13 protein-coding genes are annotated in these 13,826 nt (G+C 36.0%); 3 read left to right on the forward strand and 10 right to left on the reverse strand.

Going from position 1 to position 13,826, the window contains the following annotated elements:
* Positions 1-13 precede the first annotated feature (13 nt).
* Positions 14-808, reverse strand: a complete 795-nt coding sequence (locus MHB39_RS20690) for a helix-turn-helix transcriptional regulator (protein ID WP_004232009.1) — start codon at positions 806-808, stop codon at positions 14-16.
* 505 nt (positions 809-1,313) lie between these two features.
* Between MHB39_RS20690 and MHB39_RS20695 the strand changes: the two genes are divergently transcribed.
* From MHB39_RS20695 to MHB39_RS20705, 3 genes are all read left to right on the forward strand, one after another.
* Positions 1,314-1,964, forward strand: coding sequence for a LytTR family DNA-binding domain-containing protein (locus tag MHB39_RS20695; RefSeq protein ID WP_004232004.1), 651 nt, complete (start codon positions 1,314-1,316; stop codon positions 1,962-1,964).
* A 351-nt stretch (positions 1,965-2,315) separates the two neighbouring features.
* Complete coding sequence (locus MHB39_RS20700) at positions 2,316-3,836, forward strand: succinate CoA transferase (protein WP_342545195.1); 1,521 nt, start codon at positions 2,316-2,318, stop codon at positions 3,834-3,836.
* 157 nt (positions 3,837-3,993) lie between these two features.
* On the forward strand, positions 3,994-5,136 hold the full coding sequence (locus tag MHB39_RS20705; RefSeq protein WP_342545196.1) for an MFS transporter: 1,143 nt from the start codon (positions 3,994-3,996) through the stop codon (positions 5,134-5,136).
* A 17-nt stretch (positions 5,137-5,153) separates the two neighbouring features.
* On the opposite strand, the gene MHB39_RS20710 is transcribed toward MHB39_RS20705, so the two are convergent.
* The 9 genes from MHB39_RS20710 to MHB39_RS20750 form a co-directional block, all read right to left on the reverse strand.
* Positions 5,154-5,462 carry a hypothetical protein gene (locus MHB39_RS20710; RefSeq protein ID WP_004232000.1) on the reverse strand — a complete coding sequence of 103 codons (309 nt, stop codon included), beginning with the start codon at positions 5,460-5,462 and terminating at the stop codon, positions 5,154-5,156.
* Positions 5,463-5,979: 517 nt separating this feature from the next.
* Positions 5,980-7,553, reverse strand: a protein-coding gene (locus tag MHB39_RS20715; RefSeq protein WP_342544302.1) for an IS3 family transposase whose coding sequence is annotated in 2 segments (ribosomal slippage) — positions 5,980-6,911 and positions 6,911-7,553 — 1,575 coding nt in all. Because the reading frame shifts where the segments join, the coding sequence is not laid out codon by codon here.
* A gap of 86 nt (positions 7,554-7,639) precedes the next feature.
* The gene (locus MHB39_RS20720) at positions 7,640-7,921 is read right to left on the reverse strand and encodes a GNAT family N-acetyltransferase (protein WP_016992714.1); all 282 of its coding nucleotides are present in this window, start codon (positions 7,919-7,921) and stop codon (positions 7,640-7,642) included.
* A 227-nt stretch (positions 7,922-8,148) separates the two neighbouring features.
* Positions 8,149-9,063 (reverse strand): DUF1002 domain-containing protein, encoded by a 915-nt coding sequence (locus tag MHB39_RS20725; RefSeq protein ID WP_016992715.1) that lies wholly within the window; start codon positions 9,061-9,063, stop codon positions 8,149-8,151.
* Positions 9,064-9,218: 155 nt separating this feature from the next.
* Positions 9,219-10,076 carry a S1-like domain-containing RNA-binding protein gene (locus tag MHB39_RS20730; protein ID WP_016992716.1) on the reverse strand — a complete coding sequence of 286 codons (858 nt, stop codon included), beginning with the start codon at positions 10,074-10,076 and terminating at the stop codon, positions 9,219-9,221.
* 29 nt (positions 10,077-10,105) lie between these two features.
* On the reverse strand, positions 10,106-10,525 hold the full coding sequence (gene mntR, locus MHB39_RS20735; protein WP_004231993.1) for a transcriptional regulator MntR: 420 nt from the start codon (positions 10,523-10,525) through the stop codon (positions 10,106-10,108).
* Between the two features lie 122 nt (positions 10,526-10,647).
* Positions 10,648-10,950, reverse strand: coding sequence for a late competence development ComFB family protein (locus MHB39_RS20740; protein ID WP_016992717.1), 303 nt, complete (start codon positions 10,948-10,950; stop codon positions 10,648-10,650).
* A gap of 164 nt (positions 10,951-11,114) precedes the next feature.
* Positions 11,115-13,238 carry a heavy metal translocating P-type ATPase gene (locus MHB39_RS20745; protein WP_342545199.1) on the reverse strand — a complete coding sequence of 708 codons (2,124 nt, stop codon included), beginning with the start codon at positions 13,236-13,238 and terminating at the stop codon, positions 11,115-11,117.
* On the reverse strand, positions 13,219-13,590 hold the full coding sequence (locus MHB39_RS20750; protein ID WP_016992719.1) for a metalloregulator ArsR/SmtB family transcription factor: 372 nt from the start codon (positions 13,588-13,590) through the stop codon (positions 13,219-13,221). The genes MHB39_RS20745 and MHB39_RS20750 overlap by 20 nt, the downstream gene beginning before the upstream one ends.
* Between the last annotated feature and the right edge of the window lie 236 nt (positions 13,591-13,826).

A 13,826-nucleotide genomic window follows, 5' to 3' on the forward strand; every position in this document is an offset into this window, starting at 1 on the left:
CTATGCTCAAAATCTAGACATTTTGTAATTCAGTCTCTGCCATTTCAAAACGATAAAATTCATGATGAAGCTCGTCTCTAAAATGTTTTGGCGTAACTCCCGTATATTTTTTGAAAATACGAGTAAAATAACTTTGATTACAGAAATGGAATTGATCTGAGATAGAAGTAATACTTTTGTTTGTATGTCGTAAGTAGTATTGTGATTCTTCTACACGTCTAACATTTAAATACTCAACCAATGTAATGCCCACATGTTCTCTAAAAATACGTGATAAGTGACTAGTACTTATATGAAAGTTATTAGCAATACTTTCGACAGTTAAATCATTTTCAAGCTCGTCATTTATATACATTATCACTTTGTTAACTGTTTGATGTCGGAAAGTCGGTTGTTTGCGATCTGCAATAAAGTAAACAAAGAAATCAATTAAATCATCAGCAAATTGTAAAAATTCTGCGTCTTTCATCTGATTTTCTATCATATCGTTACACGCAATATTGAAAGCAAATGCTTTTTTCGAAGGTACTTGATTGTCCAGCAATTTACGAGCCACAATTGATGACAAAACAGAAAAATAGCTTCGAACGATTTTAATGACCTGTTTGCCAAAACGAATTGAGAGAATATCAATTAACTCATGCAAAGATTTTTTCGCTTTTGCAGATTCTAAATGGTAAATTTCAAAAATTAGTTTCGACTCAATATTAAAAAATTCTTCGACACCGATATATTGATTAATATTATCGATTTCTTGGAAGTATCTTTTGGATATCGTTTCTGACATAGAATGTTGATGTAGTTGCATAATCTTCCCCATCTTTCCTCAGAGTGCACGAATTGCATGACAATATTTGACACCAATCCCGACGAATTAAAAATAAGAAAATAGTATTTACTTATTCAATATAAGAACTGAGTCCTATTTCACAAATTTTATTAACAAATAAATCAAAAATAACCCTACTAATACACCAGATATAAAAAAAATAGACTATACAGTGAATTTTACCATATTCTGCGATTTCCTTTCAACCACATTTTAATTGCTACTCTAGTTCTAATTTATCACATACGCATAGTAGAAACCTCGTAAACTTAATCTTAACAATTAAATTTTACCATATACATATCAAAATAAATTAGTCATTTTATAAATTTATTTACAAATTATACAAAACTACTTACATTATTCTAATGGAACATTCGACATTTTTCTATTTTATTCCTAAATCTTCTCTATATAATTTATATGAATATGTAGTAAAATAGATGATAATACTATTTTTAAAAGTTTAGACGAGGTGTTTAAAGTGGATCCAAAACAAATAGAAGAGATCATGGAGATAATTAAGGAGTTCTTCCCTGAAAATACGTCCATCGCTATCTCAGATACAAATGAATATTTGTATTACCAACCAAGCAAGAAAGTTGATTTAAAAATTAAACCAGGTGACCCTATCAAAGAAGGTTCAGCCGCACACAAAGCATTAAGCTATGGTCAAAAAATCAGCTCCTATATTGAACCTGATGTCTTCGGTGTCGCATATTATGGCATGAGTATTCCTTTAATGGAGGAAGGCGAAACAAAAGGAGCTATTACTGCTATCTTCCCGCAAAAACCATCAGCATTCTTAACAAACTACATTACAATCAAAATTGATGATTGCTGGTACCCAATCAAACATGATCAAGTGATTTATTTAGAAACACAACTCCGTAAAACATTTGTTAAAACAATGACTCGTGAAGGTTATCACCGTTTAAACTTAAGTGATCTAGAGCTATTTTTAGCACCTGACTCATTTATTCGTTGTCACCGCTCTTATATCGTTAACATTGACTACATCGATGAAATTCAACCAGATTCACACTCAACGTTTTTATTAATTATGAAAGATGGTACGCGCATTCCTGTTAGCCAACGTTATGCAAGCTATTTCCGTCGTTCTTTAGGTTTCTAATTATGTAAGAACAGCAAGCAATTAATAATTGCTCGCTGTTCTTTTTTGTGCTCAAATCAGCCTCATTTTCTTCCCTATTTAACTATTTTTGCACTATTTTTAATGTAGAAAACAACTAAATTTATACAGCTCTACAATAAAACGTTTTCTCTGTCGAAAAAGCATCTTAATGCTCGATTTTCCTTTTTTTACTCAATTTAATGCTAATTCTAAAGTTTTTGTGACAATTTGGTGATAGTATTATTCAAATGGTTGGAGTCATACTACAACTGAATAAACAGAAAATTCTTAAATGTTTTTTCTAGTTTTGTAATCGGTTTCCATCAAAATTATTTAGGGGAGGATTTTTTTATGGATGCAAATGTTCAAAAACGCCTTGGTTTAAAAGAACTTGAGAGTAAAATTGTAACTGCTGAAGAAGCAGCAGCACTTATTTCTAATGGTGATGTAGTTGGGATGAGTGGTTTTACTCGTGCTGGGGATGCAAAAGTTGTTCCAATGGCATTAGTTGAGCGCGCAAAAATTGAAGAATTCAAAATTGATGTATATACAGGTGCATCATTAGGACCAGAAGTAGATAAGTACTTAGCAGAAGCTGGTGCAATTCGTAAACGCGGACCATTCCAAAGTGATGCGGGTATTCGTAATTTAATTAATTCTGGGGATATCTTATATGTAGATGCTCATCTTTCTCATAATGCTGAGCTAGTGCGCCAAGGAATTATCGGACCAATCAAGTATTTAATTCTTGAAGCGGTTGCTATTACTGAAGATGGCTTAATCATTCCAACAAACTCTGTAGGTAACTCACCTATCTTTGCAGAATATGCAGAAAATATTATTATCGAGTTAAATATTTCTCATCCAGAAGCTTTAATTGGTATTCATGATATTTATGTACCTGGAGAGCAAGGTAAACGTGAAGCTATTCCAATGACAGATGCTATGCAACGCCTTGGTGATATTGGTATCAAAGTGGATCCAGCTAAAATTAAAGCAATTGTTATTTCTGAAGAGCCAGATGCTCCTTCATTAATCGTACCTCCAGATGAAGAAACACAAACAATGGCAAACATTTTATTAGACTTCTTCCGTGATGAAATTAAAGCGGGTCGTTTAACAAAACAATTAATGCCATTGCAATCTGGTGTAGGTTCTGTAGCAAACGCTGTACTTGATGGCTTTGCAGATTCAGAATTTGAAGATTTAATTGTTGCATCTGAAGTACTTCAAGATGCTGTATTTAACTTAATCGATGCTGGGAAAGTTAAATTCGCAGCTGCAACTTCAATCACACTTACTGAAGAATTACAGCAAAAAGTTTATGGTAATTTAGAAAAGTATGCTGATAAAATTTGCTTACGTCCACAAGAAATTTCTAACCACCCTGAGCTTATCCGTCGTTTGGGTCTAATCTCAATCAACACAGCTCTTGAGTTAGATATCTATGGTAACGTAAACTCAACGCATGTTTCTGGTACTCGTATGATGAACGGTATCGGTGGTTCAGGTGATTTCGCACGAAACGCACGCCTTGGTATTTTCGTTACAAAATCATACGCAAAGGGTGGAGCAATTTCTTCTATCGTGCCAATGGTATCTCACGTTGACCATACTGAGCATGACGTTGATGTTATCGTAACGGAACAAGGTATTGCTGACTTACGTGGTCTTGCACCAAAAGAACGTGTACCTTTAATTATTGAAAACTGTGCACACCCAGATTACAAAGAGCAATTATGGGATTACTACAACCGTGCAGTGGAAGCAACTGGCAACCACCAAACTCCTCATCTTTTAGAGGAAGCACTTTCTTGGCATGTAAATCTTGCTAAAAACAAAACAATGAAAAAAGAAGTTGCAAAAGCTTAATTACTAAATGCTCGAACGTCTAATAAGTTGATACTTATTAGACGTTTTTTCTGCGTGAAAGCAAAAAATAAGTGAGAAGTATTATCGATTGGAAAATGCTATAATAGGACTATATCAATCTTATTGACTATAATTGTTCTATTTCATCGGAGGAACTATGAAGAAATTTATCTATGCTATTATTTTCTTTTCGTTTTTCGACCTTTTTACCCAGCTCCCTGTTATGAGTACATATGCTGAGTCTTTAGGTGCATCGGCATTCCTCACTGGTCTTGCAGTGGGTATGTATTCGCTTTCCAATACATTCGGTAATATCATTTCTGGCTTCTTAACGGATCGCAAAGGCCCTTTCATCATACTCATAATAGGTCTTCTAACAACAGGTCTATCATTAACATTTTATAATTTAGTAGAAGAGCCCATTGCTCTATTAATTGTACGTTTTATCCATGGCCTTGTTGCAGGCTTCATTGTTCCTGCTGCCTTTACATTTCTAGCGAACGCTACAGAGCAGGAAAAAAGAGGTAAAGGCAGTGCTATTTCTGGCGCCTTTGTTGGTATTGCAGCCATTATAGGCCCTGCATTTAGTGGCATTTTAGCTAGCCGGACAAGTGTACCATTTGTTTTCAATATCACAGCAAGCTTTATGCTTCTGCTAGGTATCCTTGCGTTCTTTATATTGAAAGCAAATCAAGTAAAAAAAGAGAAGGCTAAACCAAGTAATTATATTCCGATCAGTGTCTTTTTTAATAACACAGGAACATTAAAAGCCTTTTTAGGAGCCTTTTTCTTAATGTTTTCTCAAGGGGTTATTGCGTATCTACTCCCTCTTAAAGTACATTCCTTAGGCTTCGACTCTCGTTTAAGCGGCACTTTAATGAGTACATTTGGTATTATTGCAGTTCTTGTTTTCCTATTACCAACTAATCGTATTTTTGATAAGGTTAATCCACTCAAAACATTGTCTTTTGGTATAGGTTTAATGGGAATAAGCCAGCTATTAATTAGCCAAGCAAATTCTAGCTCTTTACTCTATACAGCAATGGCTTGCTATGGGATCGGATTCGGTTTCCTATTCCCTTCGGTAAATTCGCTGCTAATTGACTCTACAACTGCTGAAGTACGAGGAAAAGCATATGGCTATTTCTATGCGTTTTTCTCTCTAGGTGTAGTAATAGGCTCATCTTTACTAGGTTGGCTATCACTTGGTACTGTCAGTGGCTTTGTATTTACTGGCTTCGTTTTATTACTCTTTGCAGGCGCTATCCTTATCCCACACAAAAGACCTTCTCATGCTTAAATGAGAAGGTTTTTTGTTTACTTTTCCTTTTCTTGAATTTCTTCATTATAGAAATGGACACCAGTATGTCCTCCACCCTCAGCTACCATTTCATTCGAGGCAATTTTAGTTGGTGAGGTACCTGCCTCTGTTGCTACCTCTGTAGCTACACGTTCTGCAATATTGTCGTGCATATCAGGACCTGTTGTAAGATACGACTCTAATTTTGCTTTCATACTATTAAACATTGTTAGTGCTTTATCACGATTCTCTTTTTTACTGAAATAAGATGCTGCTAGTCCTGCTAATCCTGCAACAACAACACCTGTACCTTTACGTTTTGCCATAGTTTATTACCTCCTAAAAATATAGAAACTAGCTCTGTAGTATAGTTTTTCCCTATTCTTAAAAGAATAAACATTATTTTTTTATACCTTCTAGCATATATATTAATGTAAGGCTAAAACTTGCTCTTTTATCTAGTAATAATTCTGCCAATTCAATGCAGTTCGTCTCGTTTTAATGCAGACAAAATCTCCTATTAACATCCAGCTATCACACCTTTATTTTTAGCATTCGTCAAAATTTTGTAACTATTTATGATTATAAAGGGCAAGTAAAGGGAATTAATGAAATAACACTAAAATAGGAGAGTGGTTAGGATGAAAGATTTTGATTTAGCATATGATTGGATAGATATGGCTTCATTAATTGGTGGGGCTGGCTTCTTAACAGTACTAATTTATAGTGTCATTCTATTATAAGGAGCTACTTACATGATTTGCTCTAGCAATTAAAAGGCAATCCGCTTAATTAAATGAACTGCTCCCTGTCAAGTAGACAGTGGAAATAATAAAAAATGTATTAAGCGGCTTGAGCCCTGAATTCTAAAGGACTCAAGCCGTTTAATCGTTTCTGATAACGATAGTAATTATAAAAATGAATATAATCATCAATCGCTAGTTTTAACTCTTCATATGAATCGAACTTATGCAAATAATACTTCTCACACTTCAATGTGCCCCAAAATGATTCAATTGGTCCGTTATCAATACATCGACCAACACGGGACATACTTTGTGTCATATTGGCTGTTTCCACAATTCGTTTAAATCCCTTCGATGTATATTGAAAACCTCGATCACTATGTATTAATGGCTGCTCGCCTGATTGTAATGATTGAATAGCTGATTTTATTGTTTTGAAAACAAGGGAATTATTATTCGAATGACCGAACACATAACTTACAATTGAACCATCATATAAATCGATAATTGCACTTAAATAAGCTTTTTTCCCGTTTCCATACTTAAACTCTGTGACATCTGTACACCATTTTTCATTTGGCTTTTCCGAGGTAAATGCCCGATTTAATACGTTCTCCGCCACATGATGTGCTGGGGATTTACGATAAGGCTTTCTCTTTCGCCTAATAACGGACTTCAATCCACTCACCTGCATTAAACGATAAATACGCTTTTCGTTAACCGTCGCTTGATTATTTTCTTTTCGTTGACGATTGATTGTCAACGTCATACGACGATAGCCGTAAATGCCATCTACTTGGTGGTAAAGGAGATCAATATCCTTTGAAATGGCTTCATTTTCAACTTCTCTGTTAGATGGCTTGCGACTTAGCCACTTATAGTAAGCAGCGCGCGAAACACCCGCGATTTCACATAATAAAAGAATCGCAAGTTTCTCCTCTTGGTGTAATTCTTGAATTGCTAAATAGCGTTGTTGTAAGCGAATTTGGCTTAGTGACTCCTCCTTTCGATTTCCTCTAACTTTTTTAAAAATAGATTTTCAGCACGTAAATGTTCATTTTCACGCTCGATTCGTTTGATTTCTAACCTTAATTTTTCTTCGGCTGTTAATTCAACTTCATTTTTTGTTCGACCGCGATGATCACGTAATCCCTCTTCACCAGTCGCTTCAAATTTCTTCACCCAATGGTATACCTGTTGATACGAAACATCATAGGCTTGTGCTGCTAATTGATAATTTTTCTGGCTCTTTAAACAGTAGTTGACAATTTGAATACGTTCCTCAAACGTTGTCTTTCTTCCTTTAGTCATAGTTTGGCTCATTCCTTTACCCGAATCTTTTATTTCACTATGACTAGTATACTTTTTCACCCAGCTTTTTAAAACAGAGATACTGCTAATCTTATATTGAGCGAGAATCTCCAGTAAAGTTAACCTTTCTTTAAGATAATCTTCTACCGCTTCTAGTTTTAATTCTTTGGAATACTTCGTCCAAGAGGTTGCTTCGATAAGTCCCTCTACTCCGTGTACTTCATATTTAATCTTCCAAATTTGAATAGTTTGCTTAGTTACTAAGAATTTTTCACATAATTCGTTGATAGAATAATAGCCTTCATTTAATAAATGAAGAACGTTTAATTTCACTTCAATTGTATGCTTACTTCGAGCCATGAAAAAACTCCCCTTAGATAAACAGATTTTATTTTTTAATCTGTCTACCTAATGGGGAGCATATCAAAAAGCAGATTGCCTTATTTTTATTGTTTTACATCATTGTATGCATCTGACTTTTCAAATGCTGCCACAACATAGGAACAAACGGCCTCCATTTTATAGCCATTTTCGCGTGCATACGCTGCCGCTTGATCGAGTAATTGTTTGGCCACACCTTGACCACGGAGCTTATCTGATACATATGTGTGATCCATTACCATTACTGAGCCATTTTGCTGCCAAGTAATTTCCGCTAGTTTTTCTCCTGCTTGCTCATTTAAAAATGCAAACTTATTTTCTGCTAATTGTTGTAATTGGAATTCCATTTCTCACCACTCCTTTTATTCATAGTACCATAGCTTTTTGTATTTTCACAAAATTTGTGTACCCTCCTTTTATCTAATTAGCGTAGCTATGTCCAGATAATCGGTTAGCCTTCTGTGTTGGAAGCAGCTCACTTCAATTATTTACTTGCTGAATCAAAAAAAGAATCTGTACACCTTCTCTAGCAAAGCGAGAGGGTATAACAGATTCCTTTCTATCAACTTTAAATTTAGTTAAACCATGAAGAAATAGTATCTTTTAAATTAGCAAAAAAGCTTTTCACACTTTCCCAGAAACCTTTATCTTCCATAAGTGAGCCAAATTTTTCTTGGATCGTGTTACTAATATCATTTAATTGATCTGACCATTTACTAAAATCAATGTCCAGCTTGCTTATTTTATCCATTAAATCTACTAGCAATTGACGGTCCTTTTCACTTAAATTAATTTCAAGCTTAGTTAATTGCTCTTGTACAATTTTTTCTACATCTTCACGTGTTGCTGGCTTTAATTCTGCAATTTGCTTTTTAATTTCAGTCAGTAATTCTGCTACTTTTGCATCGTCTACTCCTGCAGATTCTGCAATGGATGTTGCTACTGATAATTCTTCATTTGCTACATCAGTACGATCAATATCCAGTGTTTCACCTGTAGTGACCTCATATGCCTTGTAAATACCTACTAACGCTGAATGCCCTGTAACAGCTTTCGGAGCAGCTACCTGTACGGATGCATCCTGAATTCCTGCTGTTAACATCGCATTTGCGTACATTTCTGAAGTTACCTGCGTTATATTCGATGGTGTGACAATTTGTATTACCAGACCCTCTCCTGCATCTCTGCGTGTAATCTTTGCAGAAGAATACATACGGGAGCTTGAATTACTATCTTTAATGTATTTTACTAGATCCTCACCAGACACAGTAATTTCTTCGATTTCAGGTTCTTCACTTACTTTTAATGATTTTTTTACAGACTCTTTTTCAGCCTCAGATAAATTTGCTCCATACACGACGATCGGTACGCCAAGTTTTTCATCTATTGCTTTCGGAGGCGTATTGTCAGATGCAAATCCTGTTGCTGGTGCCATCACTCCAAATACCAACATTGTAGCAGTTAGTATTTTTATCCATGTTTTTTTCAAATCGTGTGACCCCTTTCGCTAAAACTTCATAATTAGCAAGTATAATGCATGCCATTATACAATAATTAGTACGAAAAAAAGACGAGAAGGTTTCAAGGATGTCTCTCGTCATTTTTCCTGTTGTAAATGTCTTGCTGGCAATTCAAACTATATCCCTAAACTTCTTCAGTCCAACCATCCTGTTGTTTTACTTTACCAGCTTTCATTAATGTTCCTAAGGCACGTTTAAATGCCCCTTTACTCATATTAAACATTTCTTGAATCTCCTCAGGAGACGATTTATCACCAAATGGCATTTTACCGCCCACATCCTGTATATAATTCAATATTTGTTGCGCATCATTTGAAAGACGCTCATGTTTTCTCGGTAAAAGAGAGCCATTCATGGAACCATCGTCTTTCACATCGATAATACGTACAACTACATCTTGTCCTAATCGAGGCTCTGTACTTCGCTCAGATTCATGCACGAAAATACGGTAAGGAACTTCTACACCTAGTAAGAATGTCCCGATCGGTAACAAACGATATGGGCGTGCTTGGATATTTTTATTGTGCATATCTTCAAATGCACCTTCATATAGCTCTGAGATTTTTTCCTCTGTGGCTAATCGACCAAATAAATCACCATTACGATCTGTGCGTAGTGTCATAAATAAATGATCGCCTGGTTCTGGCCATACCTCTTTTAATGCAGGTAAATCCTCTGCTTTTACTAATACTTCGCGAGATGTACCAATATCCACAAAAGCACCTTCATGTTCCACTACTTTCAAGACGCGTGCCCAGCCGTACTCACCTTGTGTAAAAGCTGGAATTGCAGTTGTAGCAGCCAAATCTCCACGACGGTCTGCAAATAAAAATACTTCAAGGCGATCACCTACTGTTAGTGGCTCTGTTACCTCTGAAGCATTTAAAGGTAGTTCTTCAACTCCATTTGTTAAAATCCATTTCGATGCTTGTTGCTCTAATACCGTTAATGTAACGACTTCACCTGATTTTAATGCGTTCATATTGTCTCCCTTTCCTTCACACCATCATTTTAAAGATTGTGCTGTGTCTTAGATGCCTCTAATTTTTTCACGATGTCTGGATTTTCTTCCATTACTTGCACAAGATCTGCAATACGATCGATTGAATTCCAACTTAAATGATGTTCAATTCCCTCCACATCATCATAAATACGTTCTTCATCCACACCAATCATTCGTAAAAACTGCTCGAGCAATTCATGACGCTGCACAAGACGCTTTCCGAGCTTATCCCCTTTAGGCGTCAATGTCAGTCCACGGTACTTTTCATAAACTAAATAACCATCTTTATCTAATTTTTGAACCATTTTTGTAACAGAAGAAGGAAGAACAGATAATGCTTCAGCAATGTCAGACACTCGCGCATATCCCTTGTTGGCAATTAATAAATATATTTGTTCGATATGGTCCTCCATACTAGGTGTTGGCATATCCTTTTCCCTCTCTTTCCTTTTCTTACTCTCTAGTTTACTACAAGCTTGGCTTAAAAGTTAACTGAAAATACATAGCCTAGAGAAACACTTCCTTTACAACTTAAATAGAGCCTCTTCTATTAAGAAGTAGGCTCTACTTTGTGTCGAGGATACTTATTTACCACATGTAACGCATGAATAATCTCTTTATTAATGCGCTCAATGTTTCCAGGAGTATTCATTTCTTTAAATGCCTCATCTCTAGCTTCCATAGATGTAACATACTTACTTGGCAATGCATTTAGTGTAAGTGCCACCGTGTCGAATTCACAGATTTCGCATTTACAAAATGTTTGATATTCTGGTCCTCGTAGTAAAAAGCTTACTAAACCACGCACAATTTCTTCTGTAACATTTACTAAAATAGGATCTGACATATTCAAACTTTCGCCTCATTTATATTTAATTGTTACATTACTCCTGAAACTATAATAGCCTTAAAAAAAGTCTTTTTCAAGAATCGCAAGTAGCATCTATCCGTATAAAATCCCTCATGTCAAAGCAAGATTAATTTCCTACCTTTTCAGATCGTTCTACACCTTACTTACTACTTTTTTGCTCTAATTAGTCTTAATGAATTAAACACAACTAATAGTGTTGCACCCATATCCGCAAAAATTGCTATCCATAATGTTAACCACCCTGGTATGACAAGCAGCAATGCAATTAATTTTAAAACTAGGGCAAATATAATATTCTCTTTAATGATACGTAATGTTTTTCTGCTCAAGCCAATAGTGTAAGGAAGCTTTGTTAGATCATCACCCATTAATGCAATATCTGCTGTCTCAAGAGCTGCATCCGTTCCTGCTCCACCCATGGCGATTCCTACGTTTGCAGTGGCCAATGCTGGTGCATCGTTTACACCATCTCCAACCATTGCTACAGCACCAAATTGTGTACGTAAATCCTTAATCGCCATTAATTTTTCTTCTGGTAATAACCCAGCACGCACATCTGTCATCTTTAATGAAGTAGCGATGGCTTGCGCAGTAGGCTCTGCATCCCCTGTTAACATCACCATATGCTTTACTTTTAAGGCATTTAATTTGTTCAATACGTCCTTGCTTTCACGACGTAATTGGTCAGCAATTGCAATCAGTCCAATAAGTTGATTATTCGAAACAGCTGCTACTACTGTTTTACCCTGTTCTTGCAGATTCTTAACCTGACTTTCTATATTTTGATCTACAGAAGTTAATGAAGTAGCCCATTTCATGCTACCTACATAAATAATCTGATTATCAACGGTAGCATAGGCACCTTTTCCTGTTACTGATTGGAAATCTGTTGGGATGAGCTCAGATAATTTTTTATCGTGTAGTCTATTTAAAATTGCTTTAGCTAAAGGGTGCTGTGACTGTTTTTCTACCGCTGCTACTAGTTGTAGCACATAGTCTTCTGACCAATTTTCAGTCGTTACAATATCTGTTACTGCAGGCTGCCCTTTCGTTAATGTACCTGTTTTATCAAAGGCAACAGCTTCAATATGTCCTAGTTGCTCTAAATGAACACCACCTTTAATCAGTACACCTTGCCTTGCTGCATTACCAATGGCTGTAACAATGGCAACGGGAGTAGAGACGACCAGCGCACAAGGACATCCTACCACTAAAACAGCTAGACCTTGGTAAATCCAATGCTGCCAATCACCTACTAATAAAGGTGGAATCACAGCTACTAAAAAAGCAATAATCATAATCGCTGGTGTATAATACTTTGCAAAGCGATCTACAAATTGCTGAGAAGGTGCCTTTTCTGCTTGTGCTTCTTCCACAAGATGAATTATTTTAGCGATAGTAGTATCTTCTACTCGCTTAGTCACACGTACTTCAAGGGCACCCTCTTCATTTAACGTCCCAGCAAATACTTCATCATTTATTGTTTTATTTACGGGAATCGATTCACCTGTAATAGCCGCCTGGTTGACTGCAGACAATCCACTAATGACAATGCCATCCATCGCAATCTTTTGGCCAGGCTTTACAATCAATATATCTCCTATTTCTATGTCTTCAGTAGGTAACTCAAGCTCATGGAAGTGTTCACCGTGGGCTCTTTTAATAATCGCTGTGGGCGGAGCAATATCCATTAATTGACGAATAGATTGACGTGCTTTATCCATTGAATACGCTTCAAGTGCCTCACTTACAGCAAATAAGAATACGACAACTGCTGCTTCTTCCCACTCACCGATAATAGCAGCTCCGATGATGGCGATTGTCATAAGCGTCTTCATATCAAATTCAAAGCGAACTAAATTGCGGAAGCCTATTTTAAAAATACCCACTCCACCCACAAGGATAGCTATAATGAACATGGCAATCGGGAGTGGGTTTGATTCCCCATTTATACCCACAAACAGATAACCTAGAATGACAAAAAGCAATGATATTCCTGCTAAAACGTTTTCCTTTTTACGATAAAAGGGTGTAGTATTTTCAAGTGCTTTTGCTGCCGATTGTGTAACCTTAATGCCATCAAAAGCACCAGCTTCTTCAATTTGGTCTACACTAATAGCGCCGATTACTGTAATTTTAGAAGCACCAAAATTTACTTGTGCATCCTGTACTTCTGGAATAGCCTTTACGTTTTTTTCAAACTTTGCTGCACAACTAGCGCAGGATAAATTTTGTAGCCTGTATTCTTGTTTAATTGGCGTTGCTGCCATTCGCAATCCCCTCTTTCGCATGTTCGTAGGCAATTGTTACAATTTGGTATACATGCTCATCCGCTAAAGAGTAATACATTTGCTTACCTTTACGGTGTGATCTCGCTAAATTATTATCTTTCAAATATCGTAAATGATGTGATGCTGTGGCAACTGAAGAACCAATAATAGTTGCTACATCACAAACACATAGTTCATCTTCCACCGTTAAAGCATAGGCAATTTTAAGTCTAGTTTCATCAGATAACGCTTTTAAAAATTTGGCTACACCTGATAAATCGGGCATTTGTTGTTGCACCTTTGTGACCGCTTCTTCATGTACATGCGTCACCTCACATATTTCCTTTGGCATTTTCTCACCTCATTCAAATATTCATTTGATTGTATTCAATGTAGCATATTATTCCATCTTATTCAAATGAATGTTTGAATGTTAGGATGTATATCCTTAAATAAAAGAGGGTGGGACAAAACCCACCTTTGAGCTGAAAAAGCCGTTGAAATTTTACGATGAGTAAAATTTCAACGGCTTTCAATAATTATTGAATAAAAATAAGGACCACTTCTGATAAAATAAAGTTACCACAC

Source organism: Lysinibacillus sp. FSL K6-4013 (assembly GCF_038630435.1).
Classification (GTDB): Bacteria; Bacillota; Bacilli; order Bacillales_A; family Planococcaceae; genus Lysinibacillus; species Lysinibacillus boronitolerans.